We start from the raw sequence: 25,546 nt of genomic DNA, 5'->3' as shown, positions 1-25,546 counted from the left end.
TTCAACCTAAGTTGGAAGTAAACAGATGCCAAAATTTTTCGCAGCGTTATTAGCCATTTGGCTGTTTCTGCCCCCACAAGCATGGTGTGAAAAACCAAAACCACCGAACATTGTGTTGATCTTTACCGATGACCTTGGCTGGAAAGATGTTGGTTATCAGGGGTCTGATTTTCACGAAACTCCCCACATCGACAACATGGCAAAGCAGGGAATGGTTTTTTCCAATGCATATTCCTGTGCTGGAAATTGTGCTCCCAGCAGGGCCTGTTTGCTTTCGGGTCAATACACACCCAGGCACCACGTCTTTGCGGTGGGCAGCACTAACCGTGGGCCGGCACAGCAAATGCGGCTGATTCCAATCCCAAATAAATCCGGACTGGCGAAAGAGAATCTGACAATGGCTGCCGCCTTACAGCAAGCAGGCTATCAGACGGGCATTTTCGGCAAATGGCATCTCTCAGGTCCGGAAGGTCGATCTCCCGCCGAAAGTGGTTTTCAGGTGGTGTTTGATTCGCGAGCGCAGCAACCGAACCAGAAACGAAATATCCCAGATGATCCCAAAGGAGCTTTTTCATTAACTCAGGCGGCGTGCGAGTTTATGACAAAGAACCGGGAAAAGCCCTTCTTTTGCTACCTTGCCCACCATGCGATTCATAGTGCATTAGAAGCAAAGCCTGATACGTTGGAAAAATTTCGCAAAAAAACACCCGGGAAACAACACAACAGTCCCATTTATGCTGCCTGCCTTTATGATCTTGATACCACCGTGGGGCTGGTGTTGGCCAAACTGAAAGAACTGAAGATCGAAGATAACACGTTAGTTATCTTCACTTCTGACAACGGTGGCACCCAGCAATCCTCCCAGGAACCCCTGCGTGGCAGCAAAGGTGGCTATTATGAAGGTGGGATACGGGAACCATTTATTGCCTATTGGCCAGGTAAGATTCTGGCGGGCCAGCAATGCGCAGTTCCGGTGAATTTTGTTGATTTATATCCCACTTTTTTGGCAGCAGCGGGTGCACAAACGCCCAAAAACAAACAACTTGATGGCACAAATATCCTGCCACTACTGCAGGGAGAGAAAAACTTTCCGGTGCGACCCATTTTCTGGCACTTCCCGGGATATCTGGATACACCTGTAATCCGTGGGCGAGATCCTGTTTTTCGCACCCGCCCAGTGAGCGTGGTACGGAAAGGGGATTGGAAATTGCACCTCTACCACGAAGAATGGGTGCTGGATGGTGGATTTGACAAAAGAGTTACCAACAACTCATTAGAACTTTATCACATAAGCAATGATATTGGTGAGAGAACGAATCTGGTGGGCAAAGAACCAGAAAAACGTGATGAACTGTTAAAGGATCTGCTCACCTGGTGGGATGCGATCAAAGCACCGATCCCAAGCCAGGTAAATCCCAAATTTGGGAAGAAAGGGAAAAACAAAAACTAAATCACAGAATACAAACAATTGCCGGTGAATTAGTTACGGCGATTTCCGCCACCCTGTTGATGACGATTTCCGCCGCCACTATTTCGATTACCGCCCCCACCATTGCCTTTCCGTTTATCGTGGCCACCTTTCCGAAAATCCTGCTGCCCACCATTCCCACCACGGTCCTGACGTGGGCGATCGTCGCGACGCTGATCTCGGCGTTCAGGATTCTTCTGTTGTGGCACCGTGGGCTGCACAGGGACTTCAACTCCATTATTATCGAAACCACGGATTTCACACAGTTCAGGCGAAACACCTGTGCGTCCACTGATCGATACCTGCATCTGCCCCACCTCTTCCCAGTGGGTCAGATCGCGGCGTTTTTTGTTCTGCAGGTGGTGGGCGACATCTGCATGGACATTGATTTCCAACGTGCGGGCCTGTTTGCGGGATGCTGCCAACTGAATCCGACGAATCACTTCAATACTCATACTTTCGGGTGTTTTGACGTTACCCAAACCGTTACAGTGATTGCAATCCTGTGTTGCACTCTTTTGCAGCGAAGTCTGCACCCGCTGGCGAGTCATTTCGATGATTCCGAACGCAGACGTTTTCAGGATCTTCGTGCGTGATCGATCGCGGCTCATAGCACGACGAAGGGTTTCTTCTACCTGACGACGATGCCGTTCTTCACGCATGTCGATGAAATCGTTGATGATCACCCCACCCAGATTGCGAAGACGAAGCTGACGGGCAATTTCCTTTGCAGCCTGCAGATTCGTTTGAAATGCCGTTTCTTCTGCATCATTATCTACGCGGAAGTTACCGCTGTTCACGTCAATGGCAACCAGAGCTTCCGTCTGCTCGATCACAATCGACCCCCCACCTGGCAGTGGGACTTTTTTATTCCGTAACTTGTTGACTTCATCATCAATCTGGAAGCGGTGGAAGATTGGTTCCGCACTGTCATGCAGCTTCAAACGGTCTGCATAACGAGGCATGACAATTTTCATGAATTCCTGGGCTTCTGCAAAAGCTTCCGGGTCATCAATCCAGATCGTATCGATATCACTGGTGAAAATATCTCGGATCGTACGGATGATCATATCGCTTTCACGATAAATCTCGAACGGGCCTGTACGCTTATTCGCTCGATTACAGAAGACTTCCCACAGCCGAGTCAGGTAGGCAAGATCCGATTTCAGTTCCTGAACATCACGATCGGCGGCCGCAGTACGCACAATAAAACCAATTCCTTCCGGTGGGTCTAATTCCCGCAGCAAATCCTTCAATTTAAATCGGGTACGATCGTCTTCGATCTTTTTCGAAACAGCAACTCGCTGCATCCAAGGTGCCAACACGAGGTACCGGCCAGCAATAGCAATTTGGGTACTCAGTGTCGGGCCTTTGGTGCCCATCCCTTCCTTGATCACCTGAACAATGACTTCCTGACCTTTCTTGAAAATCTGTTCGATCGGTGGGGGTTTCGGAGAGTTATCACGAGGGCCGCCTTGACGTTGACCACCTCGCTGATTGCCACGATCACCGCGATCTTCTCGATCACCTCGGCCACCACGATCACGATCGCCTCGATCTTCTCGGTCACCACGCCCACCGCGGTCACGGTCACCTCGATCTTCTCGGTCACCTCGGTCTGATTGGCTACGATCACGGTCACCGCGCTCTTCTCGATCACTTCGTCCACGGTCACGATCGCCTCGATCATCTCGGCCACCACGCCCACCGCGGTCATGATCGCGATCTCGGAAATCCCTATCCCCACGGTCAGGTCGGCCATGATCACGTGCACCACGGTCGCGATTGCCCGAATCCCTCTGATCACCAGGCTGTTTAGGAACTGGTGGGGGATAAAAATCCATATCTTCCAGATCCTGATCGTCATAAATCGATGGAATACGTTTATCTGTCGATGCTGGCTCCGGTTTCAGATCAAATTCAAGGTCGTCATCATCCGGCAGTTCCACTTTGGGTGCAGGTGCAGGCAAATCAGCAAATCGATCATTCGGTGCAGTGGGATCAAAGAAGAAATCATCGTCCGAATCGGTGCGGTGTTCGGCACTCGGTGCGGGTACAGAATCGTCGGCCTTCTTCGAGACCCGCTTTCGCTTTGGCTTTGGTTTCTCTTCTTCCGTCGCAGCAGGTGCCTCGGGAGCAGGTACTGCCTCTTTGGCTTTGCTGGATGCCGTTTTTTTAGTCGCGCCTTTCTTGGCAGGTGTTTTGGAAGTCTTTGCCTTTGTGGATGAAGTTTTGGTCTTTTTCGGTTTGGTTTCTGGTTCTTCTGTCGTATCTGTTGCCTCTGTTTCTGCCTCCTCTAATCCAATGCCATCATCGAAATCACTCAGATCGAACGATTGAGGCACAGGTGCAGGTGCGGGCTGTACTGGAGGTGCAACTACTTTGGGTGCTGCCACCACGGGAGCTGGTTCAGGTGTGAGAATTCCTTCATCAAAATCATCTCCCACTTCGTAGGAGCCGATTTTTGCCCCACCCACGCCTGAAGTGGATTCGGGGGCTACGACCACTGGCTCAAATGACCGTGGTGGGCGTGGGCCATCATTTCTGCGATCATCTGACCGGCGAGGGTCTCTGTCCTGTGCCGGACGTGGAGCTCGCTGTTCCAGCAAATGCTGAAAATAGGCAACTGCAACATCTGAAACGTGCAGAAAACCATTTCTACCAACGCCAAAATCAACAAACGCCGCTTGAATGCTCGGCTCGATATTGATGATTTTGCCCTTGTAGATGTTGTTGACAAACGATTCCTGGCTGGCCCGCTCTACATAGAGTTCCTGCAGGACACCATCTTCGATCATGGCAATGCGGCACTCTTCTGGCTGCAGCACATTAATTAACATTTCTTTTTTCATAGATTCCCTTTTCGGCTGATTCGTACTTCCGTGGTGTTTGTTCTTATTCCACGATGGGACCATTTGAGGTAGCACCCCAGACAATCCCGGTTTGTTTCCATTGGTATTCTTCTTCCCGCCACTCGCCGGAAACAGGCCGTGTTTCGGGAAGGATAGTTGGTGTCAGGTGTAGTACGGTGGGATCAAGTTCATCGGTAACCTCCAGGTCTGTCCGATTCACATCCCAACCTTGCTGCAGGATATTACCCAGACCAAAAGCCTTGGCAATTTCGTCAATTCTGGTCGTACCTTCCGGGGTAATCCAGATCGAACATTCAAAACCCGCCGTAGTGGGAGTAATCTGCTCCACATAGGGTCGGATATTCAATAATTTCTCTTTCGGTCGCTTCCGATAAACCCAGTATTCACTGTTTGCGAGCCAATCTTCGATTGATGCGTCAGGAACTGTTTGCTCTGATGGCAGGTCCACTCGATAAAACGCACGCCGAATACGCGCAGTGGACTTCATGGGAATGCCAGTAGCGGAAGACAAATAGAGACCGGGTGGTTGCTGGGCCTGTAATTTCTGAAGAACTTCCTGCGGATCGAGAGGAGTTGTAAATTCTGCCTCGAGAATTTCATTCCAGCCTACGATACCTAATGACAGCGAAAGTGGCACCACAAGCCTTGGTGCAGGGTGAAATCCCTGAGTCGATTTAATGGGTAAGTCAGCTCGGCGAATCATTCGCTCGAACGCACGCATCAGGTCGAGGTGACTTAGAAAGCGTAAATCGCCAGATTTGCAGAACCGAAATCGAATTTTGTCAAACGCCATACTGCGTGTTTCGTGATCACGAGAAGTTCATCGTGATACCTTAAATGTTCAAAAGAAGTGAAGGGGGATGAGGCAGAGATGCGGGCAGCTTGATCCACGGAATGAAATTATGTCATCCGAATTTCTGCCCGATCTGACGGGGCTGTTACACCTGGTATCCGTCCACTTCTTCGGGAAATATTGTTTCGCGAAAACGCACCAACAGATTGTGGACATCGCGGGCATTACTCGCGATCAGCACATCTTCACACAGCGTTTTCAAATCAGTAGTCATCAATCGTCGCACAACCTGCTTGACGCTGGCAATGTGGTTGGGTGAAACTGAGAGCTTTTTAATCCCCAGCCCCACTAACAGTGGGGTAAAAAGTGGATCACCACTCACTTCACCACAAACGCTGACTTCTACCTGGTGTTCTGTCGCCGCCTGCACAACCATGTGGATCAAACGAATCACTGCTGGATCAGCAGCATTGTACAAATCTGCCACATGTTCATTCGTACGGTCGGCAGCGAGAGTATATTGAATTAAATCATTAGTGCCAATAGAGAAAAAATCGACATGGGCTGCGAATTCCCGCGCCATCAGGCAGGCAGAGGGCACTTCCACCATCATTCCAATAGGAAGACGAGCATTAAAGTGTATGTTCGACTCCCGCAACTCATCCATCACTTCGTTCAGTAAAAAACGACAATGACGAATTTCTGCCAGGTTACACACCATAGGAAACATGATGCGAATATCACCAAAGCAACTGGCACGCAAAATTGCACGTAACTGCTTTGTAAATAAGGGTTTATCGCGAAGACACAATCGAATGGAACGCATTCCCAGCGAAGGATTCTTTTCTGGCTCAGTGGGTGCGTGGGTCTTCACAAATTTGTCCGCACCCAGATCAATGGTGCGGATAATCACTGGCTGACCAGGGCCAATATCCTGCAACACCTGACGGTAGGCATGGAAGTGCTCTTCTTCACTCGGATCGCTATCGTGCCCTAAATATAAAAATTCAGTTCGATACAATCCGATGCCCTGGGCTCCCCGATTCCGGCAACTGGCTGCCTCATTGGGGAATTCAATATTGCCCAACATTGAAACAATCACACCGTCGAGCGTAACAGAAGGTAAATCCTTCTCTGAATGAAGTTTAGAGTCATCCTGTTGCCGCTGAAATCGCAAATCCTCATACTTTTTTAATGTTTCTGTATCTGGCTTCAGGATGATGATGCCTTCGGTTCCATCCACGATAATCGGATCACCGCTCGTTACTTCGCGCAGAAACGGCCCCAGCCCCAACACTGCTGGAATCTCCATGGCATTGGCAATAATTGCGGTGTGGCTGGCCTTGCCACCATGCTCAGTGGCGAATGCCTTGGTGTAGTGGGGATTGAGAGTCGCGGTTTCACTAGGAGATAATTCTCTCGCGACGATAATCACTTCTTCCGAAATGTTTTTCAGCGGATTTTCGGCCCCGCCCATCAGGTGCTTCAGAATGCACTGTTCGATATCGAACAGATCAGCAGATCTCCAGGCGAAATAATCGTCCGGATTCATCGACTCCAATGTTCTTACAAATGAACGAACAACCTGATGCACAGCCGATTCCGCTGCCAACAGATTACTAGAAATGATGGTGCGAATCTCTTCGACAAACGCCGGGTCCTCAAACAACATGGCGTGGGCACCAAAGATGGCACCGTAGGACGCACCATATTGGTTCGAAAGCGACTTCTGAGTAGCTACCGCTTCCTGAGCAGCCGATTGAATGGCAGCGTCCAGGCGGGCAAGTTCATTGTCGATTTGATGTGCGGGAATTTTTCGAACTGGAATCCGGAAACCATCCGTATCAAGCACCAATGCATGGCCAATAGCCACACCAGGAGAGACCGGTATCCCACGAAGTTTCGTCATTCAGAACCCATTACGATGATTTGGGTAACAGTAAGTTTTCCAGGCCTTCAGTGGAAGGTGACCCCAGAATAGTTGCGAGTATATCGATTGCCTGCAGTGCGTCTTCTCCGTGCACCATCAATTCCAGTTCAGTGCCTTGTTGGGCAGCCAGGGTGATCATACTCATCAGGCTTTTGCCATTCACCACTTTCTCATTTTTGCGTATTTGCACCGTACTTTTCAGCTTCATGGCGACTTTCACGAACACGCTGGCGGGGCGCATGTGCAGGCCGTAAGGGTTTTGCACCTTTACAGTACGTTGCACAAATGGCAGATCCTCAGCTCGCAGTTCATTCATCGTCATAAAAATTACGTTCATTCAAACACTGTCCCTGGTTACCACTAGCATTTAATGAAAAAATATTCATTTTTCAGCAGTTTATCCAGTGAACAGATGAATTGGTTACTCCCAAGGTTCAGGTGTAGACAGAATCACGTTCCAAATTTCTTCCCGCGTATGGGCTGCCAGCAGTTGTGCCAGAAATTCATCACTTTCGGTGGTGCGAACAATCAGTTCCAGGGCTTTTAAGTGCGGGCCAGGAAAGTCTGGCTGAGAGATGAGCAAGAAGACAAAATGAACCGGTTCATCATCAATGCTGTCAAACGGAATCCCAGCGCGGGAGATTCCGATCGTGCCAACAAGGCTTGAAACTTCCTCAAATCGCGTATGTGGAATTGCGACACCACGCCCGATACCCGTAGAACTGAGCTGTTCACGAGCATGCAGTTCGGCAATCACATGATCGATCTGATTTGCTGCAAAACAGCCTGCTTCCTGTAATTTGACCACTAACTCGCGAATTACCCCACTTTTGGTAGTGGCTTCGAGTTCTGGTACGATCGCTTCACGGATCAGAAATTCCTGCATGTCCACTGCTCCGAGTTATCGCACCTAGCCGCGATGATCCTGAACTTTCTCTTTGTACTTGTGAATCTGATGCTGGGCACGATCAATTGCCAGATCCACAGCAACCATCAATTCCTCGTGGTCGCCCAGTGCAACAAAGTCGTGCTTGTGCTCGGCATCCACCTTCACTTCCACTTTCTTTTTGAGCGGTTCACCCAGATCCACCATCACTTCAATCATGGTGATCCGGTTGAAAAAGTGGGTCAACTTTTCGGCTTTCGCTCGAATTTCATCCTGGTGCTCCTGACTTAAATGACCATGGCGGGCTGATACATCTATACGCACGAAACGACGCTCCGAGTAAATAACAACGAAGTTATATAACTGTTTGGCTGATACCCCACTGGGTTGCTGGTGGTACCAATATTCAACAGGTATTCTATCCAATTTTTCACCATGCAGCAATCAAACTGACTGAAAATTGAAGAATTGAAGAGCTGAAATGTCAAAATGGATCGGAGCAATATTGCAAAAGTGAGCAGAATCGCGTTGTGAGTTATGAAAAGATTTCTTTGAGTTCCCAGAAAGTGCTCTAACCCTCATTGTCTGAAATAACGTATCCCAAATAATTCTTTCATTTTCTCAAACCAGGAACTGCTTGATTGCGCCTTTTTGCTCGAGGCGGTTGCGTTGCATCATTAAATCCAGATCGCCGTAATGCTCCATCGGGTTGCCATACGCATTAAGCAGAGTTGTGTACCAGTTACTGAGGGTTTTGTGGCCCTTTTCGCCGTGGAATGGCAGGCGGATATAACGACCGGCAATGTTCAGCCGGGAGTTCTTACCTGTCATGATCACCATGGGTGCTTCATTACTTGGGTTGTGGTGGCCAGCACCAGTTTCTGGCAGGTAAATAATGGTGGTGTTATCAAACATCGTGCCACTGCCTTCCGGAATGGCCTTTAGTTTGGACACCAGGGTTTGAACCTGTTTCATGTGGTAGGTCTTGATGATGTTCCGCAGTTCCCCAGGGCGTCCATCTGCCCCACCGTGCCCGATGGCATGAATGCTGGTGTTCTCATCGTTTTCGGGAAGAGATTGAATCGGCGTACTCAGTGTGTCAATTGTGTATGTGACAGAATTGGTCAGTCCCGAAGCCAGTGCAGCAACAATTACATCAGTAAATGCCACTTGCTTCTGTGGCAAAGTCGCGTCTGCCCCACCGTTATTGTGAACCGCATCGAGCTTGGGGAGATACTTCTTGATCGCATCACCCATGGCGGCAACTTTCTGATTTCGTTCGCGGATAGCATCGAGTGCCATCACCTGGTTGCTGATCTTACGGCGCTCTTCCCCATCCAGTCCTTTCAGCTGGTGGGTCTCTTCCTCACGCAGGAAATCGAGTAATGCTTTATCCGAGGCGACTAACTTCGGGTCTGTTACGGACTTGAAAAGTTCCGTGTAAGCAGTCATCGGATCTGCGTAACAATAGTTTCTTGTCTGTGGGGCAGGGGCAGATTTTCCTGCGACGATACCACTACCAAACTGAGACCCACTGGGGGGTGCCAAAGAGCATTCAATATGACCGAAAGGTGAAGGGAAAAGCCAGCCAAGTTCGAAATCAATGGTCGCACGTTTGATTTTACTCAGTACATCGCGGCCAGCCTGATAAGCACCCATGCAGCCAGAAAACGAATAGTGCCCCCCACCGGAGACCACCATGGAAACTCCCTGCAGGATCGTCATGTTCGCTTTATGCTCTTCCAGCCCACGCAACCAAACTGGCAACTCATGCCTCGCCAGGTCTACTTCAAAGGCACGCTTTTCTGCTTCTAACTTGGCTTCTTTTTCAGAAAAAGTAGGCAGTTGGAAATGTTTGACCAGATTGCCGTTAGACTTTCGAATAAAAACAAAGCGGTGTGGAATGCCACCTGAAGGTGCGGGTGCCGCATGCAAGCTGCTGAATGCAGGAGTCAGTGCCAGGCTGGCGGTTCCGAGTGCAGTCGTGGTAAAAAATTCGCGTCGATTGATGGACATTACGATTAGTCCTTGGGGTTGGGTTTGCGGAAGATAAACGAATCAGAGGTAAGCAGAGAGACAATTACTTCGTCGAAGCTGCCATTGCTGTTTAAGTACGCTTTTTCGGCATCGATCAGGGTTTTTGAATCAGCCAGCGTTTCGTTCCGGCCAAGGAAATAACGAAAGGCATGTCGAATGATTGACTGCCGAACTTTTTCGGACTTGGCCAGTCGTTCTATCAGATCAAACGCATCCTTCACATTACCATCCAGCTTCGGGTCGCCCGTCCCTATGAGAACACCCTGTGGGTTAACTGGCTTGGTTTTGTATTTTGGCAAGTCGGCACCGAAGGTCAGATCTTTCCGGGCTGCATTCCGCCCAGGGGCTGCTTTGATCAGGTTGTCTGGATGTTCCAAGTTTTCTTCGGTACGGAAGCGGCCAAAATCATCGTACTGCTCAAATGGAAAGCCCAGTGGATCCATCTGCTGGTGGCACCGCCAACAATATTCAACACCCGTACGGTCTTCCATCCGTTCACGTAATGTCAGGTGGTGGTCGGGTGGGATCACTGCATCCACTTCAATTGGAACGTCCGGAATGGTGCCTGCAAGCAATTTTTCTCGCACCCACTTCCCACGGTGGATCGGATCAGATTCGAGGTTCATTGAATGTGCCACCAGCCAGGCGGGGTGGGTTAACATCCCCTTACGGTTTGGAATGGTTGCAGGTTGTTGCGTGGGGTAGTCCCAAGTCTGCCAGTCGATGTTCCAGTAACTGGTTACGGCCTCACCCCGCATCTGCTGACCTGTTCTACCAAGTACAGGCCCGCCATTCCAGAAGCCGTATGCCACCCACATGTAGGGCATGCCAGCAGTCTGGCCCGCTCCGAATTGCTGTTCCGCGCTTTTCATGAATCGCTGTAACAGTCCCAGGGTCTTTTTGGCATCTGCTTCACGATATTCTTTCAGTTCTTTGGTACTTTTTGTCTTCAGAAATTCTGCATGAGGTTTCAGATCCTCTGGTTTGAACTTCTGCCATTCCAGATCCTTAAAGTAGTAGTAAGTCCTGCGATAGGAATCCGATGCAGCCTGCATCGATTGGTTGTTACCATTGTGAAAGACATAGAATTTGTCCGTAGTCAACAATTCTGTGAATACGTTTTTATCCTTTTCCAGAATGTGTTCGACTAACAGGTCCGCCTCGTCAATCAGACGAGTGACTACAGCCGACTGACCATTGATGCCAAATCGGGCATCGTCCTTAAATACGGTCATTGCTTTGGGGTAACCAAAAAACTCACGGAAGAAACGCAGCTTTCTGATTGGCTGATTGGTCACACTTGCATTGAGGTTCGCCGCCTGCACCCCTTCATCGATAATGGTCCACTGGTCACGCCGTGCTAACATCCGCCGAACCTCTCTCTCATAATCTTCGCGAGATTTCAGTCGGCCTTCCTCCACAGCTTTGATCAGTTCCGCGTCTGGGCTCGTATCGGTAAGTGCATAAGCCAGTGCATAGCTTGCGTCACGGGGCGACATCATCTGTCTGCCATGTTCATCTGCTTTGCCTTGCCCGAACTCATTTCGGTACATGAATTCAGTCTTCAGGATCAGAGATTCAATCACTTTTGCAATTGCGACCTGAGTCTCTTGCGTTTCTGTGTAGGATTTCATCAATTCGATGTATGTAGCACGCTCGGATTCTGTGGGCTTTCGTTCAAAAATCTTTCCATATAGCTCAACGATAAACGCACCGAGTGTCTCTTCACTTAAGCCACCAGCTATCTGTCGCTGTGCTTTGAAATCTGCATTCCATTCCGACAGGCATTTGTCGATAATCTGCTGGTAGGTATCACCCATTTGTCGGTGCTTCCTGATCGATTGGGTAATTACTTCCATCTCCGCATTGTTTAACGGTTTGTATGCAGGTGCACCGCTTCGGCCTTTGACCTGTCCATAGATCATCTCCCTGTCCCAGTGGTCCCAGAACTGTTTCATCAGAGTGACGCGGTTTTCGATACGGTATTTGCTCACTCCAAACATCACCCAGTCCCGTTCTGCACTGGCAATCACTTTGTCATAAGCGGCACGTTCTGCATCTGTGTAAGGTGACCATGCATCCTGACCTTTCTTGTCTTTCACTGTTTTGGTCAAATCCAGCGTCACTTTGTAAGGCTTGGCCTGGTAGGTGGCGATGCTCTCGAAAATAGAATTCACATCCTCCGCATCCAATCGTTGAAGGAAGCCTGGGTTGGCATTTCGCTTTGCCTGACCCGGTTCGGCTTTCTCACGCGGACCTGGGTAGGGGATATCCAAACGAACAAATTTTGGCAACAGGCCTGCGTGGGCATCTCCGTAGATTTCCTCCAGCAAATGATCCATATAACGGTAGGTAGAAAGAAAACGCTCTCGAGAACGAACAATCTCTCGATGTTCCAGTTCGGTCTTCATAACCGCAAACATGGCTGGGTAGTGCTTTTTCATCGTCGATTCGGACGACATGTGCCATGAAATTCGTTTGGCGTTTCCCAGCATTGTCAACAGTGTGCCACCCGTCACGGCTTCGTGGGCGGAATATCGAACGCCAACCACCTCTGGCAGCAAAAATGGATTGGCGATGGTGCGGCGAAACTGATTCCCCCATTCGGTTTTCACGCTCCAGTGCACGCCACTGTCGCCGGCAACCTGATAATTCCTGCCATAAATTGAACGGGTGGGGTGGTAATCCAATAGGCGGTTCACTTTCTCATTAAAAATGAACTCACTGATCACCCACCTGCGGTCGTGGGTGAATGCAGGCAGGTTGGCGTACTTTCCGGAAAAAAGATCATCGTGATTGACAACGTTTCCGTACTCGAACCGCTGCAATTTTTCTGCCAGTGCTTTGGCAGATTCTCCAGTTAACTGGGTATCCAACCATTTCAGGAGGACTTTTCGTTCAGCATCTGTGGGCTGTTTTGCCTTTGTGGGAGGCATTTCTTCTGTATGAACGGCTTCTTTTGCCTTCGCATACAACTTCTGCTGGTCTACTGGATCAATTGTTTCCAGTGAATCCAGGCGGATTTTTCCGTTCTGTTTGTCTGGGCCGTGGCAAGACACACAATAGGTGCTAAGTACTTGCGTAGCAAGGTCTTTAAGTTCTGTGGGGTCGACTTGGATATCTGTGGTTCTGGCTTGAGTTGGTTTTTTTTCGCGAGTTACTTCCTGTGCCACACTCTGAACAAGAGAAATTAACCACACAGCTAAGAATATACTTCCAATCGCAGCACAGTTTCGCCACTTCATATCGTTGGGTACTCACCAAAGCTAATTTCAAAATTAAACAAATCTCAAGGTAAAACGGACTGATAAAAATTAAAATTTCGTCACAATTAATTCTGATAATGGCAGAATTGAGAAAAAGTTGTTCCGAAAGATCGAAAAGAGAATTGAACAACCATAAATAATGAAAATTTATTAATTTTTAGCCGCATGCAGGCTCGATCGTTGCGGTCATGGAACCTTCCGAACGGTCCAGGAGTGGGTCCGCACCGTAAGCGTGAATTTGCTCCTGTTTTAATTCTGCTACTTCTTTGCTGCCAGTAAAGACAATAACCCGCCCAGTACGATGCACTTCTTCTGCCATCAAAAAGCCTTTTTCCGGCGGATAACCGAACAACTCTAACAGCATTAGAATAACGTATTCAAAAGTATGGTCATCGTCGTTGTGTAAAATGACGTTGTACGGGGGCATTCGCCGCGTGCGTACCTTCTCTTCCACATCAGGCGATGGCAGCGTGGATGGTCCAGCCACAGTTCAGAATACCTCCTTGAGCAGATCAGTCGTCTCGGGTGTCGCCAATGGGCGATAGTTCCAACACCAGTTCTTCACAATACCTTCCAAAGCAAACCAAAGCGATGTCATCAAATTGCGGATGGTTACCAGTGTAATCCGTTACAGCATTAATCACCCGGTTCCCCAATAAACTTGCTTTTTGTGGTTCAGAATCATTCAAAGCAACTCCCAACACCCGATAAACGCCATCTGCTTTGAATCGTTCGCCAGTATTAGGTTGTGCATCTTCGACACCATCAGTATACACTAAAATGCTATCGCCCACGTCCAGTGTCAGTTGAATTGAGCTGAATTGGTGCCCATCAATCCAGCCAATTGGGAAGTTGTTGTGGCCTTTCGGGAACAATGGTTCGATAGTTTTGGTATCAGTCCTCACCAACAGTGGGGAAATGTGTCCCGCGTTGACAATTTCCACAACATTCGTTTCCGGATCTATTAAAAACGCTGCCAATGTAACGTACCTGTCACCCAGGTTGGCATCGATCATCCGCTGGTTCAGTATCGAAATAATCTCGCTAAGATCTTTCCCCTGCAAGGTGGCAACGCGTGCTTCGCCACTGAGACGTGCCATCAGCAAGGCAGCGGGAACTCCCTTACCAGACACATCCCCCAATAAGACAATTTGTCTTCCATCTGGAAGGGCAATAAAGTCGTAATAATCCCCACCCACGGTGCGTGCCGACATATAGTGGGCAAAAAAGTCGTAGCCATTGAGCTGGGGATAACTTTGGGGCAGAAAATTCCGCTGCACACTCGCCGCAGATTTCTGCTCCTCCTCAATTTTCTGCTGGGACAATAATTTTTCGTGTATACGGGCATTTTCCAAAGCAACGGTCGCCTGAACTGCCACGCACGCCAGAAACTTCAGATCGTCCTGGGTGAATTTCTTCGTCCGATCCTGGGTATCCAACTGCACCACTCCCAGTGCGTGATTATCCTGTGTCACCAATGGCACGCACATCACCGATCGAATGCGAAAATCGGCGATCGATTGTGCCATGCCCACGTTAGCATCGGTGGTGGCATCTTCGCTCAAAAAGGATTGGTGCGATTCGAGGCACTTCCGCACAATCGTCCGGCTGAACTGGTCTGCACCATCCATTGGTCGACGCAACTTACAGACTGTGGGTACCAGGTGATTGGATTCATTCAATTCGATGAAGAAGCACCGATCTGCCTGCTTAAAAAGCTTTAATAATTCTTCTGCGATGGTGGGCAATAAATTCTTGATTTCGATCGTTTTGCCCAGCGATGTGGTAATTTCCACCAATGCCCGCAATTTCTCCTGCGGTTGGGATTCCAGCAACTGTTTCGAGCTAAGTCTGTCCAGCTTTGCTTCAATGGTGCTCTGTGTAGTGTCATCTGGCTCTTCAAATGGCCGCATGTTGCCAATTTTGGAACCAGTCAGCGTATCCGTGGGGTACTTTTGTTCGTCGATGTAATGGAACAGAAAATCACAAATTTTCACGCGGTCGCCTTCTTTCAGTTCCGGAGACCTCCCCACCACTTTCTGGTTGTTTAAAAACGTGAAATTTCGGCTGTTGAGATCCTCAATAAAAAACTTGCCATTTTCGCCAATGACCTGGGCATGTTCTCGGCTGACGGCACTGATCGGCAAAACGATTTTGCACCGATCCGGGCTTCTGCCGATAAGGACCGGTTCGGTTCCCAAATCGTAGCTTCGACCCGATTCTGTGCCGTCTGGGGTTTTCACTAGTACTAACTTGGGCATGCTCCACCCTTCAAAATGATTCTGCGTTGTGGCTATTTTATCTGATAGTTAATGCCAGTGCAATCGTCGGAATTCAATAATTGTGCCTTTGAACATCTTTTCTACCACCTAAAATGACGAAACGCTGCATGATCAACCGATTCAAACAAGGAAGCATTCCAATGAAAGTAGCCCCAAAATACTTCTCATTTCATTTGTTGGTGCTGATTACCTTTCTGTGCGTTGGCTGCAGCAAAGACGAAAAACCGGTACCGAAGGCGCAAGGGAACAATGCCACACCTGCGATAGTGAAACCGCCAGAAACTCTTGCCACGCAAGACTTATCGCCGTTTGGCATTCGGGCAGACATCCAGGTACCTGAAGGCTGCCGATTCCGCCGACCAGCACAAGGCAAAGTGGTGGGTGAAATACCCAGAAGTGCTTTTCAGTTTGAAATTATCCCCTCTCAAATGGCACTGGATGATTTTCTGGCGCCATTAAAAGAACAAGGGGCAACCTGGGAAACTTTGGGAGATATTGCCCGTGGCAAAATAAAACAAGGCGATGCTGAATCACATTTTGTTGTAATGACGAAAAAAATTGGCGAACAGCAGTTCCTGCTGACTTCACCCATTCAACAGAAGCTCGTTGACCTGGAAAACTGCGACCGAATCGAACGCTCACTGAAGACGATGGTCCAAACTGACACCCACCGCCAGGCAGAAGCAGCAGCACAGAAAAAACTGATGGACTTATTCGCACAGGGCGTGGTTATTCAGCCGGGGTCGCGTGGTTTATTAATGCGAATGCCACAGAAAGCAATACCCACAGCCAGTCTGGACGAATTATCGATGCTCAGCGGTGTAGTAGAACTGGAAATTCTGGAAAACGATTGGTTAACACCTGAAATATTCACCAAACTTGCCGCCATTCCGGGTCTGTTGGAATTATCGGCTACAGGCGCGACGTTTGATGATAATTGCCTGACTGCATTTGTCGGTGCGAAGCACCTGGAAACATTAAAACTTTATCATACTTCGGTTTCCGATAACGGCTTTTTGGGCTTCATGCCCAAGACGGCTACTCTGAAAACCATTCAAGTGACGAATCGTGAACAAGAAGGCAAAATTACCGGAACTGGTTTTGTTCCCCCAGCCGATTCTGAGTTGACCCAACTGTGGCTCCCGAACCAACCGATTACTGAAGCGGGTCTGAAAGCAATTGGCAAAATTTACTCGTTACAACAGCTTACGGTACAGGGGAAAGGGTTAACCGATGCAGGTTTCAAAGAATTGGTAACACTGCGAGAACTAACCCACATGCACATCAGCAATACCAGTATGACCGATGCCTCCTGGACATCGGTGGGCTGGTTCCGCAATTTGCAATCATTAGTGATTGACGGTTCCAAAATGCGTGGCAACAATACCAGCCCACTCACTGGCCTCGTTGAATTGCAGAATCTCTCCGTGATGCGATCACCAGTTGGGGATCAATTTCTATCTCCCCTAAAGGGAATGAATCTGCTGCGTCTGGATTTATCATTTACAGATATTTCTGACAAAGGTCTGACAACACTGGGAAATTTGGTAACTTTGCAGCATCTGGCATTACCTGGCACTCGCTGTACCGATGGTGCGTTTGCTTCGATCTCACAATTGCCGAACCTCACCCACCTCAACATGCATACGACGGGGATCTCGGGGGCCAGTTCCGATGTTCTGGAAAACTGTAAGTTATTAACCAAGTTGAACTTAGAGAATACGTTGCTCTCTGGCGACGGCCTGAAATCGCTTGCGAAAGTGGGGTCCCTGAGCGAAGTGCAATTTAGCGACACGGCTTTGAAGGACGATGATGTGCCCACCCTTGCAGAAATGAAAAACCTTTCATACATTACCTTGGCCAACACCGACATTAGTGAAGCAGGCTTTAAAGCACTGGCCGCAAAACGAAACGATTTATCGGTATTGAAGGGTGAAGAAGAGCCTGTTTCGGAAAAACCTGAAGTAAAAATCCTGCAGCCTGTGGATCAACTTCCAGTTGCTGATGTAAAGCAAATCCTTGAAAAGTATTCACCAAGGGTGCTGCGTCAGAACAACCTTGCCAGCGGGGAGCTAACCAGCCTGGACTTTACTGGTGCCAATATCACAGATCTGGAATTGGCCCACCTGCGTGGACAGAAAGAATTGAAAAAACTGGTGCTCAATCGGTGTCAGAAAATTACCGATTCTGGCATTTTCTACCTGCAGAAATTACCAAAACTCGAAGAAATCTCTCTCAACGACAGTTCTGTTTCTGAAGGTTGCCTGCAAATACTGGCAAAGATCCCCACGTTAGAAGCAATTTCGCTGGGTAACACGGAAGTTCGTGGTTCCAGAATTAACGATCTGTTGTCATTACAAAAACTTCACACCTTAGACTGTCTGGTAGTTGCGGAACCCCATGCAGCGCTACAAAATCTTTCCAAGCTTCCCAAATTGACCAATCTGCCCCGCCTTGGCAGTGGCTTCAACAATCGGGATATTGCAGCACTCGCCAGGTTAACGAATATCGAAAAACTGGTGATACAATCCAATCAGGTGATTGATGGTGCGTTGGCCCCACTATCGGAATGCAAAAACCTGAAAGACGTTGTACTGCAGTCGGATTCTCTCACTGATGGTGCACTCGTTTTCCTGCAACAACTACCCAAGTTGAAATCGCTGGAACTGGCAGGTGGCCGACTGACCGATCAAGCATTGAAAAACATTAAGAATATTTCATCCTTAGAACGACTCAATCTGGCGGGATTCGAAGTTACTAACGCCAGTTTGACAAATTTGACCAATTTATCCCACCTGATTTCATTGAATCTGCGTGACACTGGGGTAAGTGATGCAGGTTTAAGCTACCTGGGTGCTCTTGTGGAACTGGAAGAATTGGATCTGGCAAACACAAAAGTGACTGACAAAGGGTTGCGATTTTTAAATCAGTGCGTTGAACTTCGTCGACTCGACCTGACGAACACTGCAGTCAATGGAAAAGGATTCGGTGAACTCATTGAACTTTCACGATTACGCAGGTTGTTCCTGGCGAATACACAGATCAATGATGATGGCATGATCGAATTAGGCAAACTGGTTTCTCTGGAAGAATTGCACGTTAATGGCACCCAAGTGACCGACACGGGGATTAAAAAAATCTCATTTCTGAAAGCCCTCGCCTACCTGAACCTGGACAATCTGCCAAAAATCACTGATGCTGCAGTGCCAGCGTTTGCTGAACTTCGATCGCTTACGCGTGTGTCAGTGGTAAATACGGCTATCACGATTAAAGGGGTTTCGGAACTGCAAAAAAATCCGCGGCTCGAAGTTATTTCAAAATAAAATCGCACAATATTGTGAAAAATTGTTGGGTTTAGCGCACAAAAATATACACAAGCACACACACTAAAAGGATATTTGAAGCACTTGGAGCAAAATTTTGCCACTTTCGATACAGCACAACTAACCCAACTGGAACATGGTGGGCTGCTTCCCCTACCCGACTCTGTGGGCAAAATACTGGCACAACAGTTTTCGCAACCGCTGCACGAACTGCCGCAAGGGAGAATTCGTGCGAAAGGTTTGTCTTACGACCCGAAAACTGGTACGGTGCGTGGCACGCCGATACCATTCGAATCGGAACAGGTTGATCTGCTCCACCAGATTAGTCAGCAAATGATTGAAATAGTGCACAAACTGTTGCCCGCATACGCGGCAGAGATCATTCCTGACCGACTTACTTGGCAAACTCATGAAGTTGCCAATGCCCCGCACCGCACTAATGCCCGCGATGATCTCTACCACGTCGACAATTTCCCAACCCGACCGAGCCGCGGGATGCGAATTTTGAGATTCTGCCTGAATTTCGACACCGATGTTCGTGTTTTTGCAGTTTCAGAACCTTTTCGAAAGCTCATTGAGTTCTATCGAAACCCACTGAAACAGGCACTCAAACAATCTAACAATCTTTCGAATATCAACTCTCCATGGTGGCACTTTGGCAAGAATCGAGATACGAATCCCAGTGATTACGACCTGGTGATGGGCAAAATCCACCACTGGATGAAGGCCGATTTACATTTTCAGGATCGCTGCAAGAAATATTTACATCGTTTCTCCGCCCACGAAGGCTGGTTGTTCTTCAGCGATGGCACTGCATACGCCCATTTACGTGGCAAGAGGTTGCTGGATCACAGTTTTTTTGTCCCACAACGGTGTCTGGTTGCCCCACAGTGCAGCCCACTGGCACTGCTGGAAGCTTGTCACACCCAGGAAGCTTAGTTCGGTTGGTCAGATTTGATGCCAATACAGCCACATTACATACAATTTGAGAAAACACCATCACGCAGGGCCAAATGACGGACTCCAGCCAGCCACAACTGAAATACAAGCGCGTACTCCTCAAGATGAGCGGGGAGGCACTTGGGTTTCCTGGCCAGAGTGGCATCAGTCTCGATGAAACGATGTCAATCGCCCAGCAGGTGAAAACCGTTGTCGACATGGGTGTTGAACTGGCTATTGTAGTAGGTGGGGGCAACATTTTACGTGGGGCACAATTTTCCGCCCGTGGCGATCTGATTGACCACCCCACCGCTGACTATATGGGAATGTTAGCCACGATCATGAACGGGATGGCACTGCAGGAAGTTCTGGAAAAAAACGGCGTTGAAACCCGCTTATTAACCTCCCTGCGTGTAGATAACGTAGCAGAGTACTTTGTTCGGCGACGGGCCTTACGCCACCTGTTTAAGAAACGGGTAGTAATCCTTGCTGGTGGGACAGGCAATACGGGTGTCACCACTGATACCGCAGCTGCCCTGCGTGCGGTGGAATTGGAATGCGATATTGTGCTGAAAGCCACAAAAGTCGACGGGATTTATTCAGAAGATCCTGAAAAAAATCCCCACGCTATTTTCTACCCACGCCTGACTTTTAGTGAAGTGATCGAACAGAGATTGAAGGTGATGGATGCTCAGGCATTTTCCACCTGCTCCGAAAAGGATGTTCCAATCCTGGTATTTAATTTCAAACGCCCAGGTAATATTGAACGCGCCGTCACTGGCCAGCAAGTGGGTACACTTGTTTCGACGAAATAATCAACCAAAACGTGGAAAGGATGAACCATGAATACCGAACAAGCGTTGAAAGATGCAAGGGACCGGATGGATAAGGCACTCGATGTGCTGAAAAACGAATTGAAAGGCCTGCGAACTGGACGAGCTTCTCCCGCACTGCTGGATGCACTGCGAGTGGAATACTATGGTCAGCAAACCCCCATCAAACAGCTTGCTGCAGTGACCGCACCAGAAGCACAACAATTGCTGATTAAACCTTTTGATGTGGCAGCATTGAAGGATATCGAGAAGGCTATCCGTTCCAGCGACCTTGGGCTGGCACCGGATAATGATGGTAAGGTGATTCGCCTGAAAATCCCACCGATGTCTGGTGAGCAACGCACCAAAATGGTCAAAAAAGTAAAAGAATTAGCGGAAGCTGCAAAAGTATCCTGCCGCAATATCCGACGAGATTCCAACAAGGTTGTTGAAACGGCAGAGAAAGACAAAATCATCTCCGAAGACGAATCCAAAAAGACCAAAGACAAGATTCAAGACGTTTTGAAGCAGTATGAAGGCAAAGTTGATGAAGTGGCTACTGCCAAAACGAAAGAAATTCAGGAAGGCTAAGCATTCCTCGCTCAAAAAACTAACGACTGATTGATTTTTAACAATCTTCAAAGATTACTGGCTTTCTCATAATATTTATGCGCACCCTCAAAGAACTATCCCAATTGTTCCCGAATCATCGGGAACAGGGGCTGAACAACCAACAAGTAACTCTCAGCAAAGAACAGTTTGGAAGCAATCGACTGACTCCACTTCCACAGGAACCGCTTTGGCGCAAATTTCTAAGCAAGTTTGATGATGCCATCATCAAAATTCTGCTGGGAGCAACTCTGCTGAAAACGGTAGTCGATCTGTTTGAAGCCAAAGGTCCTTACGGCTGGATCGGCCTGGGCCTGGTACTGGTAACCTTCATTTTAGCGTTTGCGTTAAAGCTACGGGAATGGCTACCTTCTTTGATGTTTGCGGTTGCCATCATTCTGGTGGGAATCAGCATGACAACGCAACATCCATCCTTTGAAGGACTTGCGGTGATGATTGCTGTGGTTTTAGCCACGGGAGTTGCATTTGCCAGTGAATACAAAAGCGATCGGGAATTCGAAATCCTGAATTCGCAAAAAGAAACGCTGAAAGCAAAAGTGTTCCGCGATGGTGAAATCCACCTTGTCCCGCTGGAAGAGGTGGTTACTGGTGATCTTGTTCAATTGGAAATGGGAGACGAAATCCCCGCAGATGGTCGAATCGTACTTTCTACGGAATTGATGATTGACCAATCTTTGATGACTGGAGAATCAGAACCAGTTCGGAAACTGGTTGGCGGCGAAGAAGAAACAGTCGAAGGGCCTGATCAGGCTGCATGTGTCTACCGCGGTACCCAGGTGATTGATGGTTCAGGGGCAATGGTTGTTGCAACTGTTGGCGATGAAACGATGATCGGGCAGATTGCCAAGCGTTTGTCGGCGGATACGGGAGATGAAGACGAGTCGGAAGATCCCACAAAAACGGAAGAAAAGCGAATTCAACAGAAACTGACGCTATCGAAAGAAGAAACCCCTCTGCAGCAAAAATTAAGCAAACTTGCCCAACAGATCAGCATGGTGGGCTATATTGCCGCCATTGCAATTTTTGTTGCCCTGCTCTTCCGTGGGATTTTTGTTCTCGATGAAATCCGCTTTTTTGCCCACGATGGCATTTCGCAGGCACAGGCGATACGCACCAGCATTGGCCACCTGCTGGATTATTTTGTCTACATGGTCATCATTATTGTGGTGGCGGTGCCAGAAGGTTTGCCAGTCAGCGTGACAGTTTCTCTGGCAATGGCGATGCGGAAAATGACCCGCGCCAACAGTCTTGTGAGACAACTCGTTGCCTGTGAAACAATTGGCAGTGCCACCGTGATCTGTTCAGACAAAACCGGCACCCTTACCCAAAATAAAATGCTGGTTGACCGACTGGGGGTAGGCCTGTCAACATACGATCGCTCCAATGAATGGCCAAAACCCGCCGAAAGTCTGCAGTCTCCCACCGATTGGATTGCGTTCAACAGTATGGTCAATTCCACTGCCAACCTGGAACACACCAGCGAGAAGACACTGGTTATTGGTAACTCTACGGAAGGCTCACTACTGCAATGGGCTGCAGAATTTAACTTGCATTACCTGCAAACACGCAGAAAACACCCCCTTTTCTACCAGTTGCATTTTTCCAGTGATCGCAAACGGATGAGTTCCGTTGTGGGTGTGGGCAATCATTCCGTATTGCTTGTCAAAGGTGCACCAGAAATGGTTCTGGAATTATGTACGCAACGCACCGATGAGCGTGGAAACGTAGTAGCTCTAACAGACTCTGACAAAAATACGATTGTACAACAATTAAAGGATGCTGCTGGCAAAGCGATGCGGACACTGGCATTCGCCCACCGACCGCTGGAAGTGGGAACGCCCGCCGATCAGGATACTCTCCACGAACAGCGGGAAAAGCTGGAAACAAACCTAATTTTTGATGGTTTTGTTGCAATCCGCGACCCACTGCGTCCGGACGTCCGACGATCCATTGATGAATGTCGGGGGGCAGGCATCAATGTCATCATGATCACTGGCGATAATATTGAAACCGCCAACGCCATTGGCAAAGATATCGGCCTATTAGATCAGGAAGGTACGATCTCAATCACTTCAACCGAATTCAACCAGATGACGGACGAAGAAGTGACAGCAAAACTGGGGCAAATCCGGATTCTGGCACGTGCAAGACCGCTCGACAAATACCGGATGGTTCGATTGCTGCAGGAACAGAAAGAAGTGGTTGCTGTTACTGGCGATGGCACGAATGATGCACCTGCTTTGAAGAAGGCCGATGTGGGTCTTGCCATGGGGATCGCTGGAACCGAAGTGGCGAAAGAAGCCAGCAAAATTGTACTACTGGACGACTCGTTTGCAACAATCGTCAAAGCGGTTCACTGGGGCCGTGCACTATACGAAAATATTCAGCGATTTATCCAGTTCCAGTTAACGATCAATGTCTCTGCTCTGTTAATCGCATTTTTGGGCCCATTCCTTGGTGTTACCCCGCCATTTACAGTGCTGCAATTGCTCTGGATTAACGTTATTATGGACACTTTCGCAGCAATCGCACTCTGCTCCGAACCGCCACGTGCTGGGCTAATGAAAATGAAGCCGAAACGGCGGGATGAAAGCATTGTAACCGGCTCAATGTTTGTTGGGATTCTCAGTACTGCAGGATTCTTCCTTGTAGTGATGCTGGCCATGTTGTTGGCAATGAAATCCGGCTTCCTTGGCGAAGGGAGTGGGCCGAATCCGGATCGCTGGGCTTTCGATCCATTGAATATTCGACAGGTAAGCCTCTTTTTCACTCTGTATGTGATGTTCCAGGTATGGAATGAGATCAACTGTCGTTCTTTGACACCAGATGTCAGCGGGTTCGTTGGCTTATTCAAGAATCAAGTATTCCTCGGAATCCTGGGAGCCACAGTCATTGGCCAGATCCTGATCGTCAGTTTTGGTGGCAAAATATTCTCCGTGGAACCTTTGTCTCTGCTCGATTGGTTGTTACTGACATTGGCAGCCAGTTCAGTCTTGCTTTTCGGAGAAATTGTGCGAAGGATTCGAATGAAGGTTGGCAAATAGGAAGATCATCATGAGAACTGTTTATCAATTTGCCAGTGCCGGACAGTTGATTTTTGGCAATAACTCTCTGTTGCAATTGAACGAAGTAATTCAGCAGTTAGGTATTCGCAAAATCATGTTGATTACCGACCCGATCCTGGAACAGATTGGGATGTCCAAAAAGGTAATCAGTGCTACGGGTACTAAAGTACTATCATTTACGGAAAGTGAACCAGAACCATCGTTATCGATGGTCAGGAAAGCGGCAGAACTAGCCATAAAAGAACAGCCGGACGCGCTGATTGCGCTTGGTGGTGGCAGCAATATTGACGCAACCAAATTGGTGGGAATCATTTTGCAGCATGGCGGCGACCCACGTGACTATGTGGGGGAACATCGTGTTCCAGGGCCAATCGTACCATTAATCGCGATTCCTACAACAGCAGGCACCGGAAGCGAAGTATCGCAGGCAGCGGTGTTTACGGATACGGAGCGTCAGCTGAAAGTCAGTTGTCTCAGCCCATATCTGCGACCAAAAATTGCAATTGTCGATCCCCTGCTGACGTACAGTTGCCCCCCCAAAGTAACCGCAGATAGCGGTATTGACGCTCTGACGCACGCCATCGAAGCATATACTGCCATCGATAATGCTGATTACCCACTTCCCCCGAATGAACGATCAACTTATCAGGGAAAAAATCCTATTGCAGATATGTATGCAGAAAAAACGATTCATCTTGTCAGCCATTATCTGGTGCGTGCATATCGTGACCCAAATGATGCAGAAGCTCGCGAAGGGATGGCACTGGCAGCTACAATGGGTGGGCTGGCTTTTTCGAATGCGGGTGTCGCATTGGTGCACGCCATGGAATACCCTGTTGGGGCAGCAGTTCATGTCTCCCATGGTGCTGGAAACGGATTATTGCTCCCCTACATCATGCAATACAACCTGCCTGTCCGTCAACAAGCCTTTCAAAAAATTGCTGGATTGATGGGTGTCTCTGGTGTGGGCAAAGACGGTGTGTCCGCAGCACTCAGGGCCATCGATGCAGTCAGAGAGCTGCGTAAAGCAATTGATATCCCGGAACGGCTGCGTGACTTGGGGGTGAAACAGAGTCAATTAGCAGAATTTGCTGTCAAAGCCCACTCTTTTACACGTCTGATGCGGGTTAATCCACAGTTCCCGACAGTGGCTGAAATAGAGCAGATCTATCAAGCAGCCTGGTAATCCGCTGGCCACGATACGTGAAGATTCGAAGTGGACCTGGAATCAGCAAGCCGTTC

17 protein-coding genes are annotated in these 25,546 nt (G+C 48.6%); 7 read left to right on the top strand and 10 right to left on the bottom strand.

Going from position 1 to position 25,546, the window contains the following annotated elements; all coding sequences use genetic code 11:
• Positions 1–25 precede the first annotated feature (25 nt).
• Positions 26–1,450, top strand: a complete 1,425-nt coding sequence (locus R3B84_04760) for a sulfatase (GenBank protein MEZ6139865.1) — start codon at positions 26–28, stop codon at positions 1,448–1,450.
• A 29-nt stretch (positions 1,451–1,479) separates the two neighbouring features.
• Here R3B84_04760 and R3B84_04755 read toward each other — a convergent pair whose 3' ends face one another.
• The 10 genes from R3B84_04755 to R3B84_04710 all read right to left on the bottom strand — a co-directional run bounded on the left by R3B84_04755 (position 1,480) and on the right by R3B84_04710 (position 15,514).
• Positions 1,480–4,320: an Rne/Rng family ribonuclease gene (locus R3B84_04755; GenBank protein ID MEZ6139864.1), complete on the bottom strand. Its 2,841-nt coding sequence runs from the start codon at positions 4,318–4,320 to the stop codon at positions 1,480–1,482.
• A gap of 43 nt (positions 4,321–4,363) precedes the next feature.
• On the bottom strand, positions 4,364–5,134 hold the full coding sequence (locus R3B84_04750; protein ID MEZ6139863.1) for a TIGR03936 family radical SAM-associated protein: 771 nt from the start codon (positions 5,132–5,134) through the stop codon (positions 4,364–4,366).
• Positions 5,135–5,279: 145 nt separating this feature from the next.
• A complete protein-coding gene (gene ptsP, locus R3B84_04745; protein ID MEZ6139862.1) occupies positions 5,280–7,043 on the bottom strand; it encodes a phosphoenolpyruvate--protein phosphotransferase in 1,764 nt (587 codons plus the stop codon).
• A gap of 10 nt (positions 7,044–7,053) precedes the next feature.
• The gene (locus R3B84_04740) at positions 7,054–7,401 is read right to left on the bottom strand and encodes an HPr family phosphocarrier protein (protein ID MEZ6139861.1); all 348 of its coding nucleotides are present in this window, start codon (positions 7,399–7,401) and stop codon (positions 7,054–7,056) included.
• Positions 7,402–7,485: 84 nt separating this feature from the next.
• Positions 7,486–7,950 (bottom strand): PTS sugar transporter subunit IIA, encoded by a 465-nt coding sequence (locus R3B84_04735; protein MEZ6139860.1) that lies wholly within the window; start codon positions 7,948–7,950, stop codon positions 7,486–7,488.
• Between the two features lie 24 nt (positions 7,951–7,974).
• The gene (locus R3B84_04730) at positions 7,975–8,274 is read right to left on the bottom strand and encodes an HPF/RaiA family ribosome-associated protein (GenBank protein ID MEZ6139859.1); all 300 of its coding nucleotides are present in this window, start codon (positions 8,272–8,274) and stop codon (positions 7,975–7,977) included.
• A 297-nt stretch (positions 8,275–8,571) separates the two neighbouring features.
• A complete protein-coding gene (locus R3B84_04725) occupies positions 8,572–9,966 on the bottom strand; it encodes a DUF1552 domain-containing protein (GenBank protein MEZ6139858.1) in 1,395 nt (464 codons plus the stop codon).
• Between the two features lie 5 nt (positions 9,967–9,971).
• Complete coding sequence (locus R3B84_04720) at positions 9,972–13,232, bottom strand: DUF1588 domain-containing protein (protein MEZ6139857.1); 3,261 nt, start codon at positions 13,230–13,232, stop codon at positions 9,972–9,974.
• Positions 13,233–13,410: 178 nt separating this feature from the next.
• Positions 13,411–13,740: an ATP-dependent Clp protease adaptor ClpS gene (locus R3B84_04715; protein ID MEZ6139856.1), complete on the bottom strand. Its 330-nt coding sequence runs from the start codon at positions 13,738–13,740 to the stop codon at positions 13,411–13,413.
• A gap of 25 nt (positions 13,741–13,765) precedes the next feature.
• The gene (locus tag R3B84_04710) at positions 13,766–15,514 is read right to left on the bottom strand and encodes a SpoIIE family protein phosphatase (protein MEZ6139855.1); all 1,749 of its coding nucleotides are present in this window, start codon (positions 15,512–15,514) and stop codon (positions 13,766–13,768) included.
• A 161-nt stretch (positions 15,515–15,675) separates the two neighbouring features.
• On the opposite strand from R3B84_04710, the gene R3B84_04705 reads away from it, so the two are divergent.
• The 6 genes from R3B84_04705 to R3B84_04680 all read left to right on the top strand — a co-directional run bounded on the left by R3B84_04705 (position 15,676) and on the right by R3B84_04680 (position 25,490).
• Positions 15,676–18,858 (top strand): hypothetical protein, encoded by a 3,183-nt coding sequence (locus R3B84_04705; protein ID MEZ6139854.1) that lies wholly within the window; start codon positions 15,676–15,678, stop codon positions 18,856–18,858.
• Between the two features lie 84 nt (positions 18,859–18,942).
• Positions 18,943–19,797: a Kdo hydroxylase family protein gene (locus R3B84_04700; GenBank protein ID MEZ6139853.1), complete on the top strand. Its 855-nt coding sequence runs from the start codon at positions 18,943–18,945 to the stop codon at positions 19,795–19,797.
• A 74-nt stretch (positions 19,798–19,871) separates the two neighbouring features.
• Positions 19,872–20,612 (top strand): UMP kinase, encoded by a 741-nt coding sequence (gene pyrH / locus R3B84_04695; protein MEZ6139852.1) that lies wholly within the window; start codon positions 19,872–19,874, stop codon positions 20,610–20,612.
• A 27-nt stretch (positions 20,613–20,639) separates the two neighbouring features.
• Entirely contained in the window at positions 20,640–21,200 is a 561-nt protein-coding gene (gene frr / locus R3B84_04690; GenBank protein MEZ6139851.1) for a ribosome recycling factor, read from the top strand.
• A gap of 77 nt (positions 21,201–21,277) precedes the next feature.
• Positions 21,278–24,283 (top strand): calcium-translocating P-type ATPase, PMCA-type, encoded by a 3,006-nt coding sequence (locus R3B84_04685; GenBank protein MEZ6139850.1) that lies wholly within the window; start codon positions 21,278–21,280, stop codon positions 24,281–24,283.
• A 10-nt stretch (positions 24,284–24,293) separates the two neighbouring features.
• A complete protein-coding gene (locus tag R3B84_04680) occupies positions 24,294–25,490 on the top strand; it encodes an iron-containing alcohol dehydrogenase (GenBank protein ID MEZ6139849.1) in 1,197 nt (398 codons plus the stop codon).
• The last annotated feature ends 56 nt before the right edge of the window (positions 25,491–25,546 follow it).

Source organism: Zavarzinella sp., assembly GCA_041399155.1.
Classification (GTDB): domain Bacteria; phylum Planctomycetota; class Planctomycetia; order Gemmatales; family Gemmataceae; genus JAWKTI01.
This window is presented reverse-complemented; position numbering and strand designations above follow the sequence as displayed.